The sequence below is a fragment of the Pseudaminobacter soli (ex Zhang et al. 2022) genome, from assembly GCF_014595955.1.
GTDB lineage: Bacteria > Pseudomonadota > Alphaproteobacteria > Rhizobiales > Rhizobiaceae > Kumtagia > Kumtagia pseudosoli.
In genome coordinates this window covers 285,778-309,000 of record NZ_JABVCF010000006.1, presented here as the reverse complement: position 1 = coordinate 309,000, position 23,223 = coordinate 285,778, and the positions used below count along the sequence as shown (strand labels likewise).

General features: G+C 64.6%; 22 protein-coding genes. 13 read left to right on the top strand and 9 right to left on the bottom strand.

The window, feature by feature from the left end:
• Nucleotides 1-120: 120 nt before the first annotated feature.
• The gene (locus tag HUI96_RS13610; RefSeq protein ID WP_188255194.1) at nucleotides 121-717 is read left to right on the top strand and encodes a nitroreductase family protein; all 597 of its coding nucleotides are present in this window, start codon (nucleotides 121-123) and stop codon (nucleotides 715-717) included.
• A 76-nt stretch (nucleotides 718-793) separates the two neighbouring features.
• Here the strand turns inward: HUI96_RS13610 and HUI96_RS13605 are convergent, their stop codons facing one another.
• From HUI96_RS13605 to HUI96_RS13590, 4 genes are all read right to left on the bottom strand, one after another.
• On the bottom strand, nucleotides 794-2,440 hold the full coding sequence (locus HUI96_RS13605) for an ABC transporter ATP-binding protein (protein WP_188255193.1): 1,647 nt from the start codon (nucleotides 2,438-2,440) through the stop codon (nucleotides 794-796).
• Nucleotides 2,437-3,300 carry an ABC transporter permease gene (locus tag HUI96_RS13600; protein WP_188255192.1) on the bottom strand — a complete coding sequence of 288 codons (864 nt, stop codon included), beginning with the start codon at nucleotides 3,298-3,300 and terminating at the stop codon, nucleotides 2,437-2,439. The genes HUI96_RS13605 and HUI96_RS13600 overlap by 4 nt, the downstream gene beginning before the upstream one ends.
• A complete protein-coding gene (locus HUI96_RS13595; protein WP_188255191.1) occupies nucleotides 3,300-4,244 on the bottom strand; it encodes an ABC transporter permease in 945 nt (314 codons plus the stop codon). Before HUI96_RS13595 ends, HUI96_RS13600 begins: the two co-directional genes overlap by 1 nt.
• Nucleotides 4,245-4,512: 268 nt before the next feature.
• Nucleotides 4,513-5,994: an ABC transporter substrate-binding protein gene (locus tag HUI96_RS13590; protein WP_188255190.1), complete on the bottom strand. Its 1,482-nt coding sequence runs from the start codon at nucleotides 5,992-5,994 to the stop codon at nucleotides 4,513-4,515.
• Nucleotides 5,995-6,202: 208 nt separating this feature from the next.
• Between HUI96_RS13590 and HUI96_RS13585 the strand changes: the two genes are divergently transcribed.
• Nucleotides 6,203-6,712: an OsmC family protein gene (locus HUI96_RS13585; RefSeq protein ID WP_188255189.1), complete on the top strand. Its 510-nt coding sequence runs from the start codon at nucleotides 6,203-6,205 to the stop codon at nucleotides 6,710-6,712.
• A gap of 2 nt (nucleotides 6,713-6,714) precedes the next feature.
• Here the strand turns inward: HUI96_RS13585 and HUI96_RS13580 are convergent, their stop codons facing one another.
• Nucleotides 6,715-7,989, bottom strand: a complete 1,275-nt coding sequence (locus HUI96_RS13580; RefSeq protein WP_188255188.1) for an acetylornithine deacetylase/succinyl-diaminopimelate desuccinylase family protein — start codon at nucleotides 7,987-7,989, stop codon at nucleotides 6,715-6,717.
• Between the two features lie 175 nt (nucleotides 7,990-8,164).
• On the opposite strand from HUI96_RS13580, the gene HUI96_RS13575 reads away from it, so the two are divergent.
• The 6 genes from HUI96_RS13575 (at nucleotide 8,165) to HUI96_RS13550 (ending at nucleotide 13,950) form a co-directional block, all read left to right on the top strand.
• Nucleotides 8,165-8,596 (top strand): L,D-transpeptidase, encoded by a 432-nt coding sequence (locus tag HUI96_RS13575; protein ID WP_188255187.1) that lies wholly within the window; start codon nucleotides 8,165-8,167, stop codon nucleotides 8,594-8,596.
• A gap of 112 nt (nucleotides 8,597-8,708) precedes the next feature.
• On the top strand, nucleotides 8,709-9,467 hold the full coding sequence (locus HUI96_RS13570) for a class II aldolase/adducin family protein (RefSeq protein WP_337918312.1): 759 nt from the start codon (nucleotides 8,709-8,711) through the stop codon (nucleotides 9,465-9,467).
• A gap of 143 nt (nucleotides 9,468-9,610) precedes the next feature.
• On the top strand, nucleotides 9,611-10,927 hold the full coding sequence (serS, locus tag HUI96_RS13565; protein WP_188255185.1) for a serine--tRNA ligase: 1,317 nt from the start codon (nucleotides 9,611-9,613) through the stop codon (nucleotides 10,925-10,927).
• A gap of 2 nt (nucleotides 10,928-10,929) precedes the next feature.
• Nucleotides 10,930-11,691 (top strand): 5'/3'-nucleotidase SurE, encoded by a 762-nt coding sequence (gene surE, locus HUI96_RS13560; protein WP_188255184.1) that lies wholly within the window; start codon nucleotides 10,930-10,932, stop codon nucleotides 11,689-11,691.
• Nucleotides 11,688-12,341, top strand: a complete 654-nt coding sequence (locus tag HUI96_RS13555; RefSeq protein ID WP_188255183.1) for a protein-L-isoaspartate(D-aspartate) O-methyltransferase — start codon at nucleotides 11,688-11,690, stop codon at nucleotides 12,339-12,341. The genes surE and HUI96_RS13555 overlap by 4 nt, the downstream gene beginning before the upstream one ends.
• Nucleotides 12,342-12,447: 106 nt before the next feature.
• On the top strand, nucleotides 12,448-13,950 hold the full coding sequence (locus tag HUI96_RS13550; RefSeq protein ID WP_188255182.1) for a peptidoglycan DD-metalloendopeptidase family protein: 1,503 nt from the start codon (nucleotides 12,448-12,450) through the stop codon (nucleotides 13,948-13,950).
• A gap of 82 nt (nucleotides 13,951-14,032) precedes the next feature.
• On the opposite strand, the gene HUI96_RS13545 is transcribed toward HUI96_RS13550, so the two are convergent.
• Nucleotides 14,033-14,902, bottom strand: a complete 870-nt coding sequence (locus HUI96_RS13545) for an ATP-binding protein (protein ID WP_188255181.1) — start codon at nucleotides 14,900-14,902, stop codon at nucleotides 14,033-14,035.
• Between the two features lie 259 nt (nucleotides 14,903-15,161).
• Between HUI96_RS13545 and yajC the strand changes: the two genes are divergently transcribed.
• From yajC to HUI96_RS13525, 4 genes are read left to right on the top strand one after another with little or no spacing between them, the layout of a single operon-like run.
• Complete coding sequence (gene yajC, locus HUI96_RS13540) at nucleotides 15,162-15,497, top strand: preprotein translocase subunit YajC (protein WP_188255180.1); 336 nt, start codon at nucleotides 15,162-15,164, stop codon at nucleotides 15,495-15,497.
• Between the two features lie 47 nt (nucleotides 15,498-15,544).
• The gene (secDF, locus tag HUI96_RS13535) at nucleotides 15,545-18,115 is read left to right on the top strand and encodes a protein translocase subunit SecDF (RefSeq protein WP_188255179.1); all 2,571 of its coding nucleotides are present in this window, start codon (nucleotides 15,545-15,547) and stop codon (nucleotides 18,113-18,115) included.
• Nucleotides 18,115-18,504 (top strand): Mth938-like domain-containing protein, encoded by a 390-nt coding sequence (locus HUI96_RS13530; protein WP_188255178.1) that lies wholly within the window; start codon nucleotides 18,115-18,117, stop codon nucleotides 18,502-18,504. The genes secDF and HUI96_RS13530 overlap by 1 nt, the downstream gene beginning before the upstream one ends.
• Before the next feature lies 1 nt (nucleotide 18,505).
• Nucleotides 18,506-19,348, top strand: coding sequence for a squalene/phytoene synthase family protein (locus HUI96_RS13525; protein WP_188255177.1), 843 nt, complete (start codon nucleotides 18,506-18,508; stop codon nucleotides 19,346-19,348).
• A gap of 10 nt (nucleotides 19,349-19,358) precedes the next feature.
• Here HUI96_RS13525 and trmFO read toward each other — a convergent pair whose 3' ends face one another.
• The gene (gene trmFO, locus HUI96_RS13520) at nucleotides 19,359-20,762 is read right to left on the bottom strand and encodes a methylenetetrahydrofolate--tRNA-(uracil(54)-C(5))-methyltransferase (FADH(2)-oxidizing) TrmFO (RefSeq protein ID WP_188255241.1); all 1,404 of its coding nucleotides are present in this window, start codon (nucleotides 20,760-20,762) and stop codon (nucleotides 19,359-19,361) included.
• A 103-nt stretch (nucleotides 20,763-20,865) separates the two neighbouring features.
• Here trmFO and HUI96_RS13515 point away from each other — a divergent pair, with 103 nt between their 5' ends.
• Nucleotides 20,866-21,423 (top strand): hypothetical protein, encoded by a 558-nt coding sequence (locus HUI96_RS13515; protein ID WP_188255176.1) that lies wholly within the window; start codon nucleotides 20,866-20,868, stop codon nucleotides 21,421-21,423.
• Nucleotides 21,424-21,432: 9 nt separating this feature from the next.
• On the opposite strand, the gene HUI96_RS13510 is transcribed toward HUI96_RS13515, so the two are convergent.
• Both HUI96_RS13510 and HUI96_RS13505 read right to left on the bottom strand, forming a co-directional pair.
• Complete coding sequence (locus HUI96_RS13510) at nucleotides 21,433-22,389, bottom strand: aldo/keto reductase (RefSeq protein WP_188255175.1); 957 nt, start codon at nucleotides 22,387-22,389, stop codon at nucleotides 21,433-21,435.
• Nucleotides 22,390-22,871: 482 nt separating this feature from the next.
• Nucleotides 22,872-23,012, bottom strand: a complete 141-nt coding sequence (locus HUI96_RS13505; RefSeq protein ID WP_188255174.1) for a DUF1127 domain-containing protein — start codon at nucleotides 23,010-23,012, stop codon at nucleotides 22,872-22,874.
• Nucleotides 23,013-23,223 lie beyond the last annotated feature (211 nt).

Sequence of the window (23,223 nt, the reverse complement as noted above, 5' to 3'; positions counted from 1 at the left end):
ATGAAGCCGGTGGCAATTTCAAGACACCGCGTGGCCACTTGGCATGCTGGTCAACCGCGCTATGACTGCAGGCAGGATACTGCTGTCCCAAACACCCTTCCCGGATACCAGGAAATAAGAATGGCGTCGCCCATCATCGATTTCATGCTCTCGCGCAGTTCGGCGCCGATCCAGGACCTGAAGGCGCCCGGCCCCAGCGACGAGGAGATCGCGCTGATGCTAAAGGCGGCGACCAGGGTGCCCGACCACGGGCGACTGGCGCCGTGGCGCTTCATCCTTTACCGGGGCAAGGCGCGCGAAGAAATCGGCGAAGGATTGGCCGCACTTGCCGAGAAGCTCGAAGGACCCCTGCCGGAAGGCCGCAAGCAGAAGGAGCGCGAACGCTTTTCCCGCGCGCCTCTCGTGATCGGAGTGATCTCGAGCCCGAAGGAGAATCCGAAGATCCCCGAATGGGAGATGCGTCTTTCCGGCGCGGCTGTGGCGATGAACCTGCTGCACGCGGCGGGCGGGCTAGGCTACGGCGCCAACTGGATCACCAACTGGTACGCGGACGTGGAGGAGGGCAGGAGGCTCCTGGGCCTTGCCCCGCATGAGCGCGTCATCGGCTTCGTCCACATCGGCACCTACGAGGGCAAGCCGATGGAGCGGCCGCGGCCGGAGGTGGCGACGCTGGTCAGCGAGTATGCGGGGCCGTGGACGGACGAACCGTCATCCTAGGGTTTTCGCGACGCCGTTCCGCGGCTGCTTGGCCCTAGGATGACGAAGCGGCGGCGGCCAGCGCCCATCATCCCTCCTACTGCAACCGTCGCGCGATTGCCTTCCGTAGGTCCGGCGCTGCGGCGACCAACTCGCGGGCGGCTTGCGATTGCGGATTGTCGAGCACGGCGGCGGTCGGGCCCTGCTCGGCGATCCTGCCTTCATGCATCACCAAAACCTCGTCGGTGATGGCGCGGGCGACGGTGAGGTCGTGGGTGATGAAGAGGTAGGCGATCCCCAGCCGCCGGTTGAGATCGGCGAAGAGGTCGAGGATCTGCGCCCGGATCGACACGTCAAGCGAGGACACCGCCTCGTCGGCGACGACCAGCTTCGGCCGTGTGATGATGGCGCGGGCGATCGACAGGCGCTGCCGCTGCCCACCGGAGAATTCGTGCGGGTACTTGCGCATATCGTCGGGCTTCATGCCGACCTGGTGCAGAGCCTCGGCAACGAGCTCGCGCCGCTTCTCGTGCGAGGGAACAGGATCGAGCAGCGCGAGCGGCTCCGAGACCAGCCGCTCCACCCGGTGGCGTGGGTCGAAGGAGCCGTACGGGTCCTGAAACACGATCTGCATGTTCCGGCGCAGTGGACGAAGCTCGGCTTCCTTTCTGCCGGTGACGGTCTCGCCCATGAAGCGGATGGTCCCGGACGTGGGTGTGTCCAGCGCCAGCACCAGCCGCGCCAGCGTTGACTTTCCGCAGCCTGAGCGGCCCACCAGCCCGAGCGAGCGGCCAGCTTCGAGATTGAAGGACACGTCGTCCAAGGCGCGGAAGGACGACGCCTTGCTGAAGAGCGATGCGCGTTGACCGGGATAGTCGTGGGTCAGGTTCTCGACGGAGAGGAGCGCCGAGGCGACCCCCTCCGCCGCCTCTGGCGGCACCTCCCCCTCAAGGGGGGAGGATAAGCGGCGCCCTTCGGGCACGTACACCGATGCCAGCGCAAGCTGGCGCGTATAGGGATGCCGCTGCTCGGAGAGGACCCGGGCGGGCTCGCCGGTCTCCAAAACCTCGCCGGAGTGCATGACCGCGATGCGGGTCGACATCTCGGTGACCACCGCCAGGTCGTGCGAAATCAGGAGCAGGCCCATGCGGTTCTCGGCCGAAAGCTCGCGCAGCAGATCGAGGATCTGCGCCTGCAGGACGACGTCCAGCGCAGTGGTCGGCTCGTCGGCGATCAGCAGTTTTGGCTTCAGCGCGCAGGCGATCGCGATCACCACGCGCTGGCGCTGGCCGCCGGAGAGCTGGTGCGGGTAGCGGGAGAGGGGGAACCGAGCCGCCGGCAACCCCACCCGGTCGAGCATTTTCCGCGCACGGTCCTCCGCCTCGGAGCGGCCAGCGCCCGTGTGCCAGCGAACACCCTCCGCGACCTGCTCACCGATCGTCTTCACCGGGTTGAGCGCCGTCATCGGCTCCTGGAACACCATGCCGATGTCGTCGCCGCGCAGCCGGCACATCTCGGTCTCGCTGGCGGCGAGAAGCTCCTTGCCTTCGAACAGCACGCTGCCGCTTGCGCGTGCTCCATGCGGCAGGAGCCGCATGATCGACAGCGCGGTCATCGACTTGCCCGAGCCGGATTCCCCAACGAGGCCGACCACCTCTCCAGGCTCGACCGTCAGGTCGACCTTCTTGAGAATGTCGGCCGCACCGATCGATACGCGGAGCCCGTTGATCGAAAGCAGGCTCATCTGCGCCCGGCAAGTTTTGGATCGAGCGCGTCGCTGGCGCCGTCGCCGAGTAGGTTGAGGCCGAGCACGGTGATGACGATCGCCAGTCCGGGAAAGATGGCGAGCGTAGGCATGACCATCATGCGGGTCTGGGCGTCGAACAGCATGCGGCCCCAACTCGGCATCGGCGGCTGTGCGCCGAGGCCCACGTAGGAGAGCCCAGCCTCGGCAAGGATACCGAGGGCGAACTGAATCGTGCCCTGCACCAGCAGCATAGTCGCGATGTTGGGAAGGATGTGCTCGATCGTGATGCTCGCCTTGCCTTTGCCGGCCGCACGGGCAGCGAGGATGAACTCGCGCGGCCAGATCGCCAGCGCGCCGGCGCGGGCGACCCGGGCGAACACCGGGATGTTGAAGATGCCGATGGCGATGATCGCGTTGACCGCGCCGGGCCCGAACACGGCGGTTATCATGATGGCCGAAAGCAGCGCCGGGAAGGCGAAGACCACGTCGTTGAAGCGCATCACCGCTTCGTCCTGCCAGCCGCCGCGCGCCGCGGCGAGGCAGCCGAGCGGCACGCCGACGCCCATACCGATGCCGACCGCCACGAGCGCCACCGCGATCGAGTTCCGCGCTCCCACCATGATCATGGAGAGCACGTCGCGCCCGAACTGGTCGGTGCCGAGGGGATGGACCCAGGAGGGCGGCAGCATGCGATTCTGAACGACCAGCTTCGTCACGTCGTAGGGAGTCCAGAAAAAGGAGACCAACGCCATCAGCGCGATCGCTGCGGTGATGACGAGGCCGAGCACGAACGACCTGCTGGCGAAGGCGCGGGCGAGGAAGTCGGCGAAGCCGTGGGGGGTAGCGGTGTGTGTCATCACCGCGCCCTCAGCCGCGGGTCGACAACCGCATAGGAAAGGTCGACGAGTAGGTTCACGACAATCACGCTCGCCACCAGCAGCATGACGACGCTCTCCACCACGATCAGGTCGCGTTGGGTGATCGCCTGGAAGATGAGGCGCCCCAGCCCAGGCAGGTAGAATACATTCTCGATGATGATGGTGCCGGCGAGCAGGAAGGAGAACTGCAGGCCGACGATGGTCACCACAGGGATAAGCGCGTTGCGCAACGCGTGCCGCCACAGCACCCGGTCGAATGGCAGTCCCTTGGCCCGCGCAGTGCGGATGAAATCCTCCCCGAGTACCTCGACCAGTGAGGATCGGGTTACCCGGGCCAGGATCGCTGCCTGCGGCAGCGCCAGCGCGATGGCGGGAAGAATGAGCGCCTTCAGCGCCGGCCAGACGCCGGCGCTCCACCCGGGAAAGCCGCCGGCGGGAACCAGCCGCAGCCACACCGCGAAGATGTAGATGAGGATCAGCGCGAACCAGAAGTTGGGAACCGCCACCCCGATCTGGGCGGCGCCCATGCTGAGCGTATCGCCTGCGCGCCCACGACGCTGGGCGGCGAAGGCGCCGACGGGAATGGCGATCGCAACCGAGAGCACGAGCGCGATCACGGCGAGTGGCAGCGAAACTGCGACGCGTTCCTTGACCAAATCCAGGACCGGCACCGAATAGGTGTATGACTTGCCTAAGTCGAGGCTCAGCATGCCGCCGATCCAGTCGAGATAGCGCAGCGGCACCGGCTGGTTCAGCCCCATCTGCTCGCGCAGCGCCTCCACCGCGTCCGGGGTCGCGTTCATGCCGAGCATCAGCCGCGCCGGGTCGCCCGGGAGTACCTCCAGTACTGCGAATACGACCAGCGAGGCCACCAGCAGGGTAGCCAGGCCGGTGATGAGGCGGTTAAGAAGGTAGGCGGTCATGGCTGAGCCGACCTTTTCCTCCAGCTAGAGGGTAGAGCAATCGCATATGCGGTTACCCCCACCCCTGGCCCCTCCCCACAAGGGGGCGGGGAGCTCTGCGCGACGGCCGCCCGGCGCCAAGCTTCGACGATTTCGACGTTAGTCGTGGCGAACCCGTCCCGCTCCCCCTTGTGGGGAGGGGTTAGAGTTGGGGGTAGAATTTCGCCCAGGCTCCCCGACGTATCCATATGCGATAGCCATCCCCTCAAGGGGGCGGGGAGCATTGGTGCTAATCCACCCACTTCACCTTCGTCAGGTCGTTAGCCGGGATCGGTGCGTTCTCCCACAGCCCCTCGATCTTCGCATCCCACACGCCGATCTTCGGCAGTTCGAACAGGAAGCCCACCGGGGCGTCCTGTGCCAGAATCTTCTGCGCCTCGCCGTAGAGCTCGCTCCGCTTTGTCTCGTCCGTGGTCAGGTCGAGATCCCTCATGACCTTGTCGAAGGCCGGGCTGTCGTAATTGAAGTAGTAGTCCTTGCGCGCGTAGATGCCGATATCGTTGGGTTCGACGTGGGACACGATGGTAAGGTCGTAGTCCTTGTCGGTAAAAACCTGCTTCAGCCAGTCGGCCCATTCGAGCGGGATGATCTCGGCGTCGATGCCGATCTCGCGCAGTTCGGAGGCGATGACCTGGCCGCCGTCGCGGGCATAGGTCGGGGGCGGCAGCTTCAGCGTGGTCTTGAAGCCATTTTCGAGGCCAGCTTCCTTCAGCAACTCCTTGGCCTTGGCGATGTCGTGCGGATAGGTGCCGGTCAGATCGATATAGTCCTTGTTGGCGGGCGAGAAGTGCGAGCCAATCGGCGTGCCCAGCCCGGTCGATGCACCGTCGATGATCGCCTGGCGGTCGAGCGCGCGCGAAATCGCCTGCCGCACCTTGAGATTGTCGAAGGGCGGCTTCTTGTTGTTCATGGTCAGGATAGTCTCGCCCTCGGTCGAGCCGATCACCACCTTGAAGCGCGGGTCCGCCTGAATCTGCGGGAGGCTGTCGCCGACCGGCATGTTCGGAAACGCCTGCACGTCGCCCGAGAGCAGCGCCGGCAGCGCGGCCGAGGCGTCGGGGATGATGCGGAACTCGGCCTTGTCGAGCTGGACCGGCTCGCCCCAATAGCTGTCGGACTTGGCCAGCTTGATCGAGGAGCCGCGCGCCCAACTGTCGAACTTGAACGGACCGGTACCGATCGGCTTTTCCTTATTGGTGTCGGCCGACTTGGGCGACACGATCACCGCATCGCCCCATCCCATATTGTAGAGGAAGGCGCCCTGCGGGTGCTTCAGCGTCACCTTCACCGTGGTCGGGTCGACGACCTCGACCGTGTCGATCGCTTCGAACAGCCCCTTCTGGGCGTTGGTCGAATCCGCGGCGCGGGCGCGATCGAGGGAGAATTTCACGTCGTCGGCGCCGAAGTCGGAACCGTCGTGGAATTTGACGCCGCTATGCAGCTTGAAGGTGTAGACCTTGCCGTCATCGGAAACGGTCCAGCTTTCGGCTAGCGCCGGCAGCACCTCGCCGCTGGGACCGATGCGGGTGAGACCTTCAAAGACGTTGGCGTAGACCACCTCGCGGATGGCCGCCGCGGCACCGGCCGTCGGGTCGAGATGCGGCGGCTCCAAAACCATGCCGAGCACGAGATCGGTGCGCGCGGCAAAGGCCGTGGTCGAGGCGGCAATCGCCATAGCGGCCGCAGCAACGAACGTCGTCCACCGTTTCATCGGCATTTCCCCTTCGGTCCCGGAAACTCCGCCCGGATACAATCCTGATTTGGGACCGTAGTAAATCGGCAATTGACCTCAGGGAACAGTCATGTGGCCGCACGAGGACGGAGACTAGGCAGGAGAAGACGCTCGATCCCAACATCGGAGAGCGCTGGCCTATCGGTCCAACGAGGGTTAACCTGCGCCGCTTTCGAGGAGGACCAGCATGGATGCCGCAAGCCTGAAAGCGCAGCAGGCGCCTTTGAAGCAAGCCTACCGCGACAACCCGGAGCGGGCGGTGATCACGCTGCGCGCGAAGGGCACGCTGGATGACCAGGCGATCGCCTGCAAGGTCGAAATGGGCCGTGCGATCGCGGTCGCGGGCCTGCATCCGGCCACCGGCGGCAGCGGCTTCGACCTTTGCTCCGGCGACATGCTCCTGGAGGCGCTGGTCGCCTGTGCCGGCGTCACGCTGAAGGCGGTCGCAACGGCGCTTGAATTCCGACTGAACGGAGCCGGCGTGACGGCGGAGGGTGATCTCGACTTCCGCGGCACCTTGGGCGTGGCCAAGGACGCGCCTGTCGGTTTCCGGGCGATTCGCCTAACCTTCGAGATCGACACCGACGAGCCGCAGGAGCGCATCGATTCGCTGCTGAAACTCACCGAGCGCTATTGCGTGGTGTTGCAGACGATCAATCAGCGGCCGGAGTTGAAGGTATCGGCGCGGACCATCTGACGTCAGCCCGTTCCCCGCAGCAGCAGGTCCAAGCCGATCGCCATCACCTGCGCCGATTCCACCATGTCATCGATGCCGACCCACTCGTCGGGTCGGTGCGCAAGGTCGAGGATGCCGGGCCCGTACGCCACGCAATCGTAAAGCTGGCCGATGCGCGCGACGTGCTTCTGGTCGTAGGTCCCGGGCGAGATGACATAGTCGGGCTCGCGGTCGAACACGGCGCGGATGCCGTGGGCAAGCGCGGCGGCAACAGGCGCGTCCGGCTCGGTCATCAGCGGCCGGACTTCCATGATGTCGCGGATCTCGTAGTCGAATCGCGGGCGGGAACGGCGCAGTCCCTCGAGGATGGAAATGACCTCGTCCTTCACCTCGTCCGGATGCTCTTCCAGAAGATAGCGGCGGTCGATCATCAGGCGGCAAGAATCCGGAACGTTGGGCGAGGGCAGCCCCGGCCGGAAATCGTCAGTCTGTCCGCCATGGACCGAGTTGAGATTGAGTGTCGAGCGGCGCGCGCCCTCCGGCACGACCGGCATGCGCGTGCGCTTGGCCTCGAGTAGAGGAAACAACTCGGCCTCGAACGCCGCCACCACCGCGCTCATATGGCGTACCGCGCAATCCCCCAGGAACGGCATCGAGCCATGGGCGATCTCGCCCTTCGTCTCGATTTCGGCCCACCATACGCCACGATGGCCGAGGCAGATGCGGTCCTTGTTGAGCGGCTCGGGTATGATGACGTGGTCCACCCGCGGTTTCGAGAAGTAGCCGCGTGAGGCGAGCCAAGCCACCCCGCCGAATCCGCCCGATTCCTCGTCCACGGTTCCGGAAATCTCGATTGCGCCCGGAAAGCTCGGATTGAGATCGATGTAGGTTTCCGCCGCAATGATCGCCGCGGCCAGGCCGCCCTTCATGTCGCAGGCGCCGCGGCCATAGACCCGGCCGTCGCGTACGACTCCCTTGAACGGGTCAAGGCTCCAGCCCTGGCCGGGCTCGACCACGTCGATGTGCCCGTTGAAGTGCACTGTCGGACCGGCCAACTCACCTTCACGGCGCGCGACGATGTTGGTTCGGGGATAGCGGTCGCTGTCGCCGGGAGCGCCCTCCGCGCGGATGTATTCGATTGCGAAGCCGCCTTCGCCAAGCCGGGCGCCGATGTGCTCGGCGCAGGGCCTGTATGCTTCGCCGGGCGGATTTACCGTCGGAAAACGGATTAGTTCTAGGGTGAGCGAAACGAGGTCTTCGCGACGTTCGGCAATTGCCTCGATGAGACGGTCGTTCATGGCTTGATGAGAGCAGGTGGGGGAGGGGATTGGCAAGGGCCTGTTCGGCCACTGCCTAGCAAGTTCAACTCCCGTCCGGTGATGCAGAACCGCCGCCGAGATGAGGAATATTGATATTTCAGAGAGTTACGCGCGTCCGCCCGTTGCGGCGAGGGTATTTGAGTAAGGGGACATCATGAGAAAAGTTCTGTTCGCGGCGCTCGCCATCTGCGGCCTGTCGTTGCTTGGCGCCGGAACGGCGGCCGCGGCGAGCCTTGTGGCCCAGGTGGATATCAGTAACCAAACGATGACTGTCCTGCGGCACGGCAGGGTGCTGCATGTCTGGAAAGTTTCGACGGCGCGCGACGGTTTCGTGACGCCGCGCGGAAGCTGGCGCCCGACTCGCATCCACAAGATGTGGCGCTCGCGGACGTACGACGATGCGCCGATGCCATATGCCGTGTTTTACCACGGCGGCTACGCGGTCCACGGCACCACCGCAGTGAAGGCGCTTGGCCGTCCCGCCTCGCACGGCTGCGTTCGGCTTGCGACACCGAACGCAGCGGAGTTCTACAGCCTGGTGCAGGAGGTCGGGCCGGGCAACACGCAGATCGTGGTGGTGAATTGAACCCGATCCGACGACGCGCATGTTGCCCGCATCGGTGCTTGCACGTGGCCCATGCGCAGACGGCTCGTTCGGGATAGAACGTTACCGACTTGGCTTTTGGAGGAGAACCCGGGTGCAGAACGCGTCGACTGGAATTGGAACGGATAGTGCCGAGCGCGAACTGCGCGTCGATCTAGCTGCGGCCTTTCGACTGGCCGTCGAGTTCGATTGGCACGAGTCCGTGGGCAACCACTTCAGCGCCGCAGTCTCGGAGGACGGCAGACGCTTCCTGATGAACCCGCGCTGGAAGCATTTCTCCCAGATCTGCGCCAGCGACCTGCTCCTGCTCGATGCCGACGATCCCGAGGTCATGGATGGACCAAATCCGCCGGATCCTTCGGCCTGGTGCATCCACGGCAGCATCCACAGGAGCAGGCCGAGCGCCCGCGTCCTTCTCCACTGCCACCCGCCATATGCCACCGCTCTGGCGGGATTGAAGGACCCGACCATGAAGCCGATCGACCAGAACACGGCGCGGTTCTTCGGCATGGTCGGCGTCGATCTCGGCTTCGGCGGCATCGCCGACGACGCGGCAGAGGGAGCACGCCTCGCGGAGGCGCTGGGAAATCATCCCATTCTGCTCATGGGAAATCACGGCGTGACGGTCACTGCCGAGACGGTGGCCGAGGCTTTCGAGCACCTCTATTTCTTCGAAAGGGCGAGCAAGACGCTGATGCTGGCCTATGCCAGCGGTCAGCCGCTCAACGTCATGTCGGATCGGATTGCCGAGAAGACCGCGCAGGACTGGCTCGAATACAAGGGCATGGCCTTTGCGCATTTCGAAGCGCTCAAGGACATGCTGGACAGCAAGGACCCGTCCTACCGCAACTAGGCTTGAACTGCTTTCCGTTGCCGGTTGTCGAAGCGCAGATGCACGTCGGCAAGCGTAACCCATGAGCTTGATTTGACACGGCCGCACGGGTTCGGCATGAGCGGAGCGCAAACTCCCCATCAACCGGACCGTCCGATTCCGCCATGCTCGACATTAGATGGATTCGCGAGAACCCAAAGGCCCTCGCCGAAGCGCTGATGAAGCGCCAGTGGTCGTCCGAGGAGGCTGCCTCGACGGTGGAGAACCTGCTGGCGCTCGACGAGGCGCGGCGGGCGCATCTGGGCGAACTGCAGGCCAAGCAGGAGCGGCGCAACGCCGCCTCCCGCGAGATCGGCAACGCCATGCGCAACAAGGACATGGAGCTTGCCGAGCGGCTGAAGGAGGAGGTCAACCAGATCAAGGACTTCCTCGCCGGCGGCGAGCAGGTCGAGCGCGAGAACGACCAGAGGCTGGAGGATGCGCTGGCCGTCATCCCCAACATCCCGCTGGACGACGTGCCGGTAGGCAAGGATGAGCACGACAATGTCGAGGTCCGCAAGGTCGGGCGTGTGCCGCAGCGGCATAACTGGACCAGGGAGCATTACCAACTCGGCGAGGCGCTCGGTCAGATGGATTTTGAGCGCGCCGCAAAACTCTCCGGCTCGCGCTTCACAGTGCTGAAAGGACAGTTGGCGCGGCTCGAACGTGCGCTCGGCCAGTTCATGCTCGACCTGCACACGTCCGAGCACGGCTATACGGAAGTGCAGGTGCCGCTGCTGGTCCGCGACGAGGTCCTGTTCGGGACCAACCAGTTGCCGAAATTCGAGGACGATCTCTTTTTCGTCCAGCATGGCGAGGGCAGGCTGGGGCTCATCCCGACTGCGGAGGTCTCTCTCACCAATCTCGTCCGCGAGGAAATCTTAAAGCACGACGACCTGCCGCTACGCTATACCGCGTTGACGCCATGCTTCCGGGCGGAGGCCGGATCCGCCGGGCGCGACACCCGCGGCATGCTGCGCCAGCACCAGTTCTATAAGGTCGAGTTGGTCTCGATCACCGACCAGGAGAACTCGCTGGCCGAGCACGAACGCATGACGCAGTGCGCGGAGGAGGTTCTGAAGCGGCTCGAGCTACCGTTCCGCACCGTCGCGCTGTGCACCGGCGACATGGGTTTTGGCGCGCGCAAGACCTACGACATCGAGGTCTGGCTGCCCGGTCAGAACACCTATCGCGAGATCTCCTCCTGCTCTGTTTGCGGAGAGTTCCAGGCCCGACGCATGGAGGCCCGCTATCGTCCGAAGGATCCCGAGACGGGGCAGGCGAAGGGCACCGCCTATGTGCACACGCTGAACGGGTCGGGGGTCGCCGTCGGGCGCGCGCTGATCGCTGTCATGGAGAATTATCAGAACGAGGACGGCTCGATCAGCATTCCGCAAGCTTTGCGGCCCTATATGGGGGGCATCGAGAAAATCGGGATCTAGTCTTGCGCATTCTCCTGACCAATGACGACGGCATCCATGCCGAGGGCCTGCAACTCCTGGAGCGGATTGCGCGGCGGCTGAGTGACGATGTCTGGGTGGTCGCGCCCGAGACCGACCAGTCGGGCTTCGCCCACTCGCTTTCGCTCTCCCAGCCGCTGCGAATGCGGCAACTCGGCGACAAACACTTCGCGGTGCGCGGCACACCGACCGACTGCGTCATCATGGGGGTGAAGAAGCTCCTGCCCGAACCTCCGGACCTCGTTCTGTCGGGCGTCAACTCCGGCTCGAACGTCGCCGACGACATCACCTATTCGGGCACCGTCGCCGGCGCGATGGAAGGCACCCTTCTCGGCATACGCTCCATCGCTCTCAGTCAAGCCTACCGAGTCCGTGAAGGCATCGGTCGCGAGTTGCCGTGGGAGACGACCGAGGCGCATGCGCCGGCGCTTCTCGACAAGCTTCTCGCCGCCGACCTGCCTGCCGGCATTTTCCTCAACGTGAATTTCCCGAACTGCGCTCCGGACGAGGTCGAGGGCGTCACCGTCGCGCAGCAGGGCAAGCTCTCCTACAATATGTGGATCGACGAGCGGGCCGACGGCCGAGGACTTCCCTACTACTGGCTGCGCTTCGGCAAGGGGACCCACGAGCCGCCGGAGGGTACCGATCTCCACGCTGTGGCCAGACGACAGATCGCCGTCACGCCGCTCAAGCTCGATCTCACCGCGCATGAGTTGCGCGACCGGCTGGCCAGCGTACTTTCATGATGGCAGCCGGGCCCGACCGCGAGGGGTTCGCGGCCTTTCTGCTCAGGATGCGCGGCCGCGGTGCCGTCTCGCGCGATGTCATGGCAGCCTTCGAGGCAACGCCGCGCTCGGCCTTTCTGCCGGTTCATTTTTCAAGCCTGGCTTGGTCGGAAAGGGTGCTGCCGATCGAATGCGGCGAGGCGATCGAGGGCGTCGACCTCCAGGCGCAGGTGATAACCGCGCTTGCTCTCGAGCCCGGCAATCGCGTGCTGGAGATAGGCACCGGCTCAGGATATACGGCGGCGGTCGTCTCGCGGCTTGCCGGCAAGATAACGACGCTCGATCGCTACAAGACGCTCACCGAGCAGGCGCGGCAGCGGTTCGAGCAGTTCGGCATCCAGAACGTGCATGCCCGCCAGGCCGATGGATCGAACGGCTTGGCGGCGGAGGGTCCGTTCGACAGGATCGTGATCTGGGCGGCATGCGACAGCCATCCGCGGACTTTCGTCGACCAACTCTCTTCGGGCGGCACCATGGTCGCCGCTATCGGCCCAGAAGAAGGTCGTCAGGTTCTGGTGCGATTGACCAAGGTCGGCAGCCGATTCGACCGCGAGGAGATCGGCGAGGTGCGCTTCCAACCCCTTCTGAAGGGTGTCGCCGCGGTCCTTTGACGATTTCGCCAAAAAACCCGGCAAACACGATTAAAGGTTTAACCGCCCAGTAACATTAACGCGCTTTAATCATGACGGTTGTTCCGAGTTAGAGCGGGTTATTGCGATGCTGGTGAGTGTGTTGCGGTCAGACAAGCGCAAGCTGTGGCATGGCGCTGCCCTGCTTCTGGTGACGGGAATGGCGGCGGGCTGCAGTTCGCAGGTCACCCGCTTCAATGGGCTCGATGACATCTTCACAGGCTCGACGACGAATCAGCGGCAGATCATCAAGAACGAGGGGCAGCCCTATCCGGGGGGCGACGGTGCTTACGCGGCCGCTCCCGTCGACAGCGTTCCGACCGGCTCGGTCAGCCGCCAGTCCCTGACACCCGCAACCTCCCAGCCCATGACGAGCGAGAGCCTCGCGCGCCCGCAGTCGCCGTCCAATTCGTCCTTCCCCTCGGCTCAGCCGGAGACTCGGTCGTCTGAGACCAGGGTGGCGGCAGCGCCGGCCAGACAGCCGGCTGCCCCGACGCAGGGTTCAAATCCGGCCGGATGGTCGAGCGCCGGCGGTACCCAGGTTGCGGTCAAGTCGGGCGATACGGTCTACAGCCTGTCGAAGCGCTATGGCGTGCCTGCGAACGTGATCGCACAGGTCAACGGTCTTCCCGGCGATAGCAGTCTGCAGGCCGGCCAGAAGATCGTCATCCCAACATACTCGAATAAGGCGCCGGGCTCGACTCCCGACAGCGCTCCGAAGGTCGCCTCTGCGAACACCTCGGCCGGGTCGAGGCAGCCTTCAGAGAAGCTGCCGCTGCCCGGTCAGGCGCCGCAGGGCAATTTGGCGGTCCTGCCGCAGCAGCCGAAAGTGAGGGACGGCTCTGGCGATGCGAATGCAGCGCCGTCCAGCGACGCCAATCCGGTGAAGCCGGCGGCGGTCGCGTCGGCCGGTGCCTACACGGTCCAGGAAGGCGACACGCTGACCCGAATCGCCAAGAAGACCGGCGTCTCGGTATCCGCGCTAAAGGCGGCGAACGGGATGCAGGACGGGATCGTCAGGGTCGGCCAGACGCTGAAGGTCCCGTCGGCGGGCCAGACGGCGGTAGCGCAGGCCGCTCCGAAGGTGGACCCGGTCGCCACCAGCACGGTTCAGCCAGCGAAGGAAGCTGCCAAGGAGGCACAGGTCGCCAGCTATACGCCGCCCAAGAAGGACAAGATCATCGAGCAGGCGGAAATTTCGCAGGAGGCCGCGCCCAACTCGACCGGCATCGGCCGCATGCGCTGGCCGGTACGCGGCAAGGTCATTTCGTCTTATGGCAAGGGCCAGAAGGACGGCATCGACATCGCGGTTCCTCCCGGCACGCCGGTCAAGGCGGCGGAGAACGGCGTCGTCATCTATGCCGGCGACGGGCTCAAGGAATTCGGCAACACGGTGCTGGTGCGTCACGAGAACGGGCTGGTCACTGTCTATGGCCATGCCAGCGAACTGAAGGTGCAGCGCGGCCAGAAGGTCAGGCGCGGCGACGATATCGCGCTCTCGGGCATGAGCGGCAACGCTAATGCGCCGAAGCTGCACTTCGAGGTGCGCAAGAATTCCGCGCCGGTCGATCCGTCGACCTTCCTGGAGTAGGCGGTCGCTATCACCTCTCGGGTGAGGGGAGAGAAGGCGTCGGCCTTCATCTCCCCCGCAATGGCAAGAACAAGCCCTCAGCTCAATCCCTAAGCGGCTGGCCGAGGCGGCCGGCGAGTTCCTGGATGAACTGCCACGCGACGCGGCCGGAGCGGCTGCCGCGCGTGGTTGCCCACTCGAGAGCCTCCGCCCGCAGGACCTCGGGATCGACATCGAGGCCGTGATAGCGCACGTAGCCGTCGACCATGTCGAGATACTCGTCCTGCGAGCATTTGTGGAATCCAAGCCAGAGGCCGAAGCGGTCCGATAGCGAGACCTTCTCTTCAACGGCTTCGGACGGATTGATGGCGGTGGAGCGCTCGTTCTCGATCATGTCGCGCGGCAGCAGGTGGCGGCGGTTCGACGTGGCGTAGAAGATGACGTTGGCCGGCCGCCCCTCCACGCCGCCCTCCAGTGCCGCCTTGAGCGACTTGTAGGAGGTGTCGTCGTGGTCGAACGAGAGGTCGTCGCAGAACAGAACGAAGCGATGCGGCGAGCGCTTCAGGATGCCCATCAGGCTCGGCAGGCTGTCGATGTCCTCGCGGTGGATTTCCACCAGCTTCAGCGGCGAGCCGGTCTCCTGGATGATCGTCGCATGCGCGGCCTTGACCAGCGAGGACTTGCCCATGCCGCGCGCGCCCCAAAGGAGCACGTTGTTGGCCGGCAGCCCCGTCGCAAAGCGCCTGGTGTTGTCAACGAGGATGTCGCGTACGCGGTCGACACTCCGGATCAGCCCGATATCGACCCGGTTCACGCGCCGCACGGGCTCCAGCAGGCCCTGTTCAACTGACCAGACGAAACAATCCGCGCTGTCGACATCCGTTTCCGGCGGCGGTGGCGGCGCGATCCGCGCGACTGCCTCGATCAGCCTTTCGAGCTTTTCCTCGAGGGCCTGGAAGTTCACGTTCGACATCTGCAATTCCCGGTCGCTTGCGTCGCCAGAGCGCATACGACAAACTTTGCGGTGGCCCAAGAGCTTTCCGATGACATGGGCCGGCAGTACCGGGCCGCGCCATGCCGCGTTGGAGGATTGCCGGAGCGTGCCGCGTGATATCGCCTCAGTTGGCCTCCGACTGTTCGCGCCGGTTGCATTGCCGGTCCAAGACACTATATTCCGCGCACCTTTTGAGGGGCCTCCAGCGGCCTGTTTTCCATTTTCAGGAGCAATCTGCATGATCGTGACGCCGGCATATGCACAGGGCGCGGGCGCGACTCCGGACGTATTGGTCAGTATTCTGCCGTTCGTCCTCATCTTCGTGATCATGTATTTCCTGATCATCCGGCCGCAGCGGCAGCAGCTGAAGCGCCGGACGGAGATGCTCTCGGCTATTCGCCGTGGCGATACGGTCGTGACCGGCGGCGGCCTTATCGGCAAGGTCACCAAGGTCACCGACGACAACGAACTCGAAGTCGACCTTGGCGGCATGAAGGTCACGGCGCTACGCTCCACCATCTCCGAAGTGCGGGTGAAGGGCGAGCCGGTAGCCAACCAGAACGCCAAGAAATAACCGCCTGGCGACGCTAGCAGCCCTCCAGGCCGGACAGGCAGACACAGATGCTATACTTCTCACGCTGGAAGACGATCGGGATTTGGGCCGTAGTGCTCATCGGCGTCATTTTCGCGCTTCCCAATCTCCTGTCCGAACAGACGCGCGCAAGCCTGCCCGGCTGGATACCCAGTCGGCCGATGACGCTCGGCCTCGATCTTCAGGGCGGCTCGCACATCCTGCTGGCCGTCGACCGCAATGACATGATCGCCGAGCGACTGCAGGCGGTGCGCGACGACATCCGCACGCTGCTGCGCGATGCGCGCATCGGCTATACGGGACTTGCGGGCACTGGACGCACGGTTCAGGTCCGCATCCGCGACGCCAACGAGGTCGAGAAGGCAAAGCAGGCGCTCAATTCACTGACGCAGCCCGTCACCAGTAGCGTGTTCGGGGCGGGGAACATACACGAACTCACACTGGAAGAGCCTGAACCGGGCCTGTTCCGCTACACGCTCACCGATGAGGGCATCAATTATCGCACGTCCTCGGCGGTGACCCAGTCGATCGAGGTCCTCAGCCGTCGCGTCAACGAGCTTGGCACGACCGAGCCGATCATCCAGCGCCAGGGTTCGGACCGCATCCTGGTCCAGGTGCCGGGCTTGCAGGATCCGCAAAGGCTGAAGGAGATCCTCGGCCAGACGGCCAAGCTGACTTTCCAGATGGTCGATCAGTCGATGCCGGTCCAGGAGGCGATCCAGGGCCGTGCGCCGGCAGGCTCGTCCGTGCTGTACTCCACCGATGATCCGCCTGTGCCCTATCTCATCGAGGATCGCGTCATCGTTTCGGGCGAGAACCTCGTCGATGCGCAGGCGACTTTCGACCAGCGGACCAACGAGCCCGTCGTGTCCTTCCGCTTCGATGGCAAGGGCGCGGCTCGCTTCGGCCAGGCTACCCAGCAGAATGTCGGCCGCCTGTTCGCGATCATCCTCGACAAGGAGGTGATCTCGGCCCCGCAGATCCGGGAGCCGATCCTGGGCGGCACGGGCCAGATCTCCGGAAATTTCACCCCGCAATCGGCGAACGACCTGGCGGTGCTGCTGCGCGCCGGCGCGCTGCCGGCCGACCTCACCATCGTCGAAGAGCGCACCGTCGGCCCGAGCCTCGGCGAGGATTCGATCCAGGCGGGTCAGATGGCGGGAATCGTCGGCTCCGTCCTCGTCGTGTTCTTCATGATCGGAGCCTACGGCTTCCTGGGCTGGATCGCCAACGTGGCGCTCGCCGCCAACGTCATCCTCCTGGTCGCCATCCTTTCAGCGCTCGGCGCCACGCTGACGCTGCCCGGCATCGCCGGTATCGTGCTGACCGTCGGCATGGCCGTCGACTCCAACGTGCTCATCTACGAGCGCATACGAGAAGAGCGGCGAGCGGGGCGCTCGATCATCCAATCGGTGGATACGGGCTTCAAGAAGGCGCTCGCCACGATCCTGGATTCCAACATCACGACCCTGATTGCCGCGGTCGTGCTGTTCTTCCTCGGGTCGGGCCCGGTGCGCGGCTTTGCCGTCACGCTGGCCATTGGCATCCTGACCACGGTCTTCACCGCATTCACCCTGACCCGCTTGCTGGTTGCGGTATGGCTCAAGCGCAGCAAGCCTAAGGAGCTTCCGAAGGGCTATTTCCGGCTGGTGCCGGAGGTCACGCGCATTCCGTTCATGAAGGTGCGTCTGCAAGCCTTTGCCGTGTCCATGGCGCTTTGCCTGGGTTCCATAGTGCTTCTGTTCACGGTGGGACCCAACTTCGGCATCGACTTCACCGGTGGCACCATCATGGAAGTCCGGGCCAAGTCCGGCGCGGCCGACATAGGCGATATCCGCAACCGGCTGGTTGAGAGCGGTATCGGTGAGGTTCAGGTGCAGGGCTTCGGCTCGGACTCCGACGCTCTCATCCGCATCGGCATGGAGCATGGCGAGCAGGAGGGGACCGGAAGCTCTATCGTCGCCAAGGCGAATATGGCGCTGTCCTCGGATTACGAGATCAGGCGCACGGAGCAGGTTGGGCCGGCGGTCTCGGGCGAGCTTGCCTGGACTGCGATCGTCGGCGTCCTTGTGGCGCTAGGCGCGATCCTGGTCTACGTCTGGGTCCGGTTCGAGTGGCAGTTCGCGATCGGCGCCATCGTCTCCACGGTCAACGACATTATCCTGACCCTCGGGTTCCTTGTTGTCACGCAATTACAGTTCGACCTGTCGACGGTCGCTGCGATCCTGACGATCGTGGGCTACTCGCTCAACGATACGGTCGTCATCTACGACCGGGTGCGCGAGAACCTTAGGCGATTCAAGAAGATGCCGCTCGGCCAGCTTCTCGATCTTTCCGACAACGAGATGCTGTCACGCACGACGATGACCTCGGCGACTACCTTCCTGGCCCTGCTGGCGCTCTTCCTGCTCGGCGGCGAGGTGATCCGCTCGTTCGTCGCCTCCATGCTGTTCGGCGTCTTCATCGGCACGTTCTCGTCAATCTTCATCGCGGCGCCGATCTTGATACTTTTCCACATACGGCCGACGGCCTACGCGCCGGGCTCTGAAGAGGCCAAGGAAGCTGCGGCCGAGGCCGCAGGACCGCTGCCCGCGAAGTGATGAGCCCCGGGATCGTCATTCGAGAGGCGCACTTCCCTGGACGTGCGCCGATCGACGCCTACGGCAACGGCGGGTTCCGATTCGCCGACATGTCGCACCGCGGCTCGCTGCTCTGCCTGCCGTCCGGCATTCATGGCTGGGAGCCGTCAGATCCTGACGCTTTGACACGGGACGACTTTCGCCTTGTGTTTGAGCAGGCGGAGGAGATCGAAATCCTTCTGGTCGGCATGGGCAGGGAATTGCGGCTGCTGCCGAAGCCGCTGCGTGAGATGTTCAAGGCTGCCCGCATCTCCACCGACCCGATGTCTACCGGCTCGGCGGTCCGGACCTACAACGTCCTGCTGGCCGAAGACCGCGCCGTGGCTGCGGCCCTGATCGCCGTCGACTGAGGTGGCCGGAACAGGGAATCCGATCGCCGAAGCCGTGCGCGCGGCCGATCACGACCGCTATCTTTCCGCGCTCTATGCGCCTCCCGAAAGACGGGAGGCGCTGCTGGCGCTCTATGCCTTCAATGTCGAGATCGCGGGCGTCAGGGACCGTATTCGCGAACCCCTTGCTGGAGAGATGCGCCTGCAATGGTGGCGCGATACGATCGCCAATCGCCAGCCCGGAACGGCGACGGGACATCCGATCGCCGATGCGCTGAACCGGGCGATTGACCACTACCAGTTGCCGGATGCTGCTTTCGAGAATTATCTCGAGGCACGCATCTTCGATCTCTACGACGACCCGATGCCGTCGCGGACCGATCTCGAGGGCTATTGCGGCGAGACTGACGGTTTGATGCTCCAGCTTTCCGCCATGATCCTCGACCGCGAAGCGGCCCCTAGCGTCGCCGATCTCGCCGGCCACGCCGGCTGCGCACTGGGCATCGCCGGAATCCTCAGGAAACTGCCGCTTTCGCGGTCGCGGGGTCAGAGTTTCATTCCCCACGACGTCCTCGAGGCGGCTGGCGCCACCCCGGAGGCTTTCCAAGGCGAGACAGTTGTCGCGGCCGCAGGTCGGGTCGTAGAGGCGATGGTGGCGCTTGCAAGCGAGCACCTGGAGGCCTGCCGACCGGCCCTCCACGCCCTGCCGCGCAGCCTTCGGCCTGCATTCCTGCCGATCGCGACCGTACCGGCGTGGCTGAAGGCGGCTTCAGGGAAGGGCGCGCGGCTCCTGCGGGAGCCGGCGGAAGTCCCCGCCTGGAAACGGCAGCTGGCGATTTTCAGGGCAGCGGCGACAGGGTGGTAGGGCGGGGGCTCTACTCCGCAGCCTCCGCCACCTCCGGCAGCCCCAGCCACGCCCGGCAGTCGGCCAGCGCGCGAGCGGTGAGCGCCCTCTTCTTGGCGACAGTCTTTTCCTTGCCGCGCAGGCGCTTACCTTCCGTCCTAGGCGCTTCGATAGGCGGGAAAAGCCCAAAATTGACGTTCATCGGCTGGAACGAGCGCTTTCCGGGCTCGTCGTCCGAAACGATGTGGCCGCCGGTGATGTGGCCGAGCAGAGCACCGAAGCCCGTGCTTGGCGGAGGCGCGGCCAAATCCTGGCCGAGCCGCTCAGCGGCCGCAAAGCGGCCGGCGAGCAGTCCCACGGCCGCGCTCTCCACATAGCCTTCGCAGCCGGTGATCTGACCGGCGAAGCGCAGGCCGGGACGGCCCTTCAACTGCAGCGTCGGATCGAGGAGCACCGGCGAGTTGATGTAGGTGTTGCGGTGCAGGCCGCCGAGGCGAGCGAACTCCGCATTCTCCAGGCCCGGGATCGTGCGGAAGATGCGCACCTGCCCGCCGTGCTTCAGCTTCGTCTGGAAGCCGACCATGTTGTAGAGCGTGCCCAGCGCGTTGTCCTGGCGCAGTTGGACGACCGCATACGGCTTGACGGTGGGGTTATGCGCGTTGGTGAGGCCCATCGGCTTCATCGGACCGTGCCGCAGCGTCTCCGGGCCACGCTCGGCCATCACCTCGATCGGCAGGCAACCGTCGAAGTAGGGGGTGCCCTCCCACTCCTTGAACTCGGTCTTCTGGCCGTCGACCAGCGCTTGGACGAAGGCCTCGTATTGGTGACGGTCCATGGGGCAATTGATGTAGTCCTTGCCCGTTCCGCCCGGGCCCACCTTGTCGTAGCGCGACTGGAACCAGCAGACGTTCATGTCGATCGTGTCGAAATGGATGATCGGGGCAATCGCATCGAAGAAGGCGAGCGAATCGGCTCCGGTGCGGTCGGCGATGGCCTGGGCGAGCGACGGCGCGGTCAGAGGCCCGGTCGCGATGACCGCCTGGTCCCACTCCTCCGGCGGAAGGCCGGAAACTTCCTCGCGCACGATCGTGATCAGCGGGTGAGCTTCGAGCTTGGCCGTCACCGCTGAGGAAAAGCCGTCGCGATCCACAGCCAGCGCTCCGCCCGCCGGCACCTGGTTGGCATCTCCGCAGGCCATGATGAGGGAGTTGGCGAGCCGCATCTCGGCATGCAGCAGCCCGACCGCGTTGGTCTCGGCATCGTCCGAGCGGAAGGAGTTCGAGCAGACCAGTTCGGCCAGCCCGTCCGTCTTGTGCGCATCGGTGCCGCGCACCGGGCGCATCTCGTGAAGGACGACCGGAACCCCGGCCTGGGCTGCCTGCCAGGCGGCCTCCGAACCGGCAAGGCCGCCGCCGATGATGTGAATGGGTTTCATGTCCGGGAAATAGGCCTGGCTTCCATGGAACGCAACGCCCTCCCTGCGCGGCTTGCAACCGGAGCCGGCCACGACCATCATGAGAGCCATGGCGAGGGGCAGAATGCTTTCCATCGCGGGCTTGGTCGCGTTGTCGGCGCTAGCCGTCAGCGTGAGTCACGCGGTGGCGCTGACCGTGTGTCACGGATTCTCGTGCACCTTCAAGACGCGGCTTGAATTCGGCTCGGCGGACCTGAAAAGCATCGCAGCGATCATGCGCATCGGAGCCTCTTCGGCCAAGGCTGAGCGCCGCGCCATTTCCAGGGCCGTGCAGTATTATGAGCGCAAGGCGACCCGGGCGATTGGGGTGAAGGACCGACCCAAGGGCGATCTCGGCGGCAGCCATGAACGCGGTCAGATGGATTGTGTCGACGAATCGACCAACACCACCAGCCTGCTCAAACTGCTCGAGACGCGCGGTCTGCTCAAGCATCACACGGTCGAGCGCAAAACGTCCCGCGGTTTCTTCGCGGACGGCCGCTACCCGCACTTCACTGCCGTCGTTGCCGACAGGACCGGCGAGAAATGGGTGGTGGACAGTTGGTTCGAGCCCGCTGGAGGCGCGCCGGACATCATGCCACTGACGCGTTGGCGCACCCGCGGCGTGTGGGGCGAACGCTGATTTGGAAGCCTATGAAGAGGGTGCGCTCGCCTTGTCGAGCATGGCAATATCTTCAGCATCGAGCTTCAGGCTGACCGCGTTGATCAGGCTTTCCATCTGCCCGAGCGAGGTGGCGCTGGCGATCGGAGCGGTCACGCCTTCCTGTGCAATGACCCAGGCAAGCGCCACCTCCGCCGGCTTGCTACTATGCTTGAGCGCGACCGCGTCGAGCGCGTGGAGAATCGCGAAGCCGCGCGAATCGAGATAGCCGGCGACGCCTTGGCCGCGGGGGCTTTTGCCGAGATCGGCTTCGCTGCGGTACTTTCCGGTCAAGAAGCCGCTCGCGAGGCTGTAATAGGTGATGACGCCCAACCCTTCGGCGATGCAGAGGTCTCGCAGCGGCCCGTCGTAGCTGCTGCGGTCGTAGAGATTGTATTCGGGCTGGAGGATCTCGTACCGGGGCAGTCCCTCCTTGCGGGCGACCTCTAGCGACTCGCGAAGCTGGGCCGCGTCGAGATTCGACGCGCCGATCGCCCGCACCTTGCCCGCCTTCAGAAGCTTGTCATAGGCGCCGAGCGTCTCCGCATATGGCGTATCCGGGTCGTGCCAATGCGAGAGATAAACGTCGATGTGGTCGGTCTGCAGCCGGCGGAGCGACGCTTCCACCGCTTCGAAGATCCACTTCGCGGACAGGTCCTTCTTCCCCTGACCCATATCCGAGCCGACCTTTGTGATCACGACTACCTTCTCCCGATTGCCGCGCGACTTCAGCCACTCGCCGATGATGCTCTCCGATTCGCCGCCCGAGTGGCCGGGCACCCAGCGCGAATAGGCATCGGCGGTGTCGATCGCGTTCAGGCCAGCCTCGACGAAGCGATCCAGCAGTTTGAAGGATGTGTCCTTGTCGGCCGTCCACCCGAAAACATTGCCGCCCAGCACAAGGGGGGCAATGGAAATGCCGGTTTGGCCTAGCTCGCGCGTGATCATCTTGAGGCTCCACGTCTTCGCGGTGAACGCGCGCAGACATAGGGCCGCTTGGCGCCATGCGCCAGACACACAACCGTGCGGAAAAGGGGGCCTCAATGTACAACACCCGCCGGGGGAGGAGATCCGGCGGGTGTCGCTTTGGCCGGGCAGTATCGGGAGGAGGTGATACTGCCCGTAGTCGCTGCACCTGGGAGGAGGAGGGGTGCAGCGATGTTCTGCTCGCATATGGTGGCGTGCGAGGCGCCTTTCAACATATTCGAACCGGCTGACCAATGCGTCAAAACGTCCGGATGTCAGCCGCTTCCGAGGTTTGCTTCTGCGCCTTCAAACTTCGGGACTTCACAGAAGTTCCATTTCGGAAACAGCACCCGCCGGGGGAGGAGATCCGGCGGGTGCCGTTAGGAGCGGCCAGTTTTCGGGAGGAGGAGAAAACTGGCCTGATCCGGCGGGACCGGGGAGGAGGTCGGTCCCGACCGAAGCCCTTAGATAGCCTTCCTGGCGACCGAACGGATGTCGGCGCGGGTGATGCCCAGATCGGAAAGCTCGCGGTTGGAGAGGCGGCTCAGCTCGGAGACGGTCTCGCGATAGCGGCGCCAGTTGCGGTAGTTTCGGATCAGGTTCATTGTCAGCCCCGGGTGTTTCTCAATTCGTTGTCGAGGCGGTATCTATGTGCGTTCGCCGTGATCTGAAAGGGCTGATGCCGCATAGCAGCAATGCAAATGGTGCAATGCAACATTAACGATTCCTGAAAGCCTGTGGCCCGTATGCTGCAGTTCGGGGAAGTCGCCTGATGTCAAGAAGTTAGGGTTTTGACCTAATGTCGCGGAGGGCAAG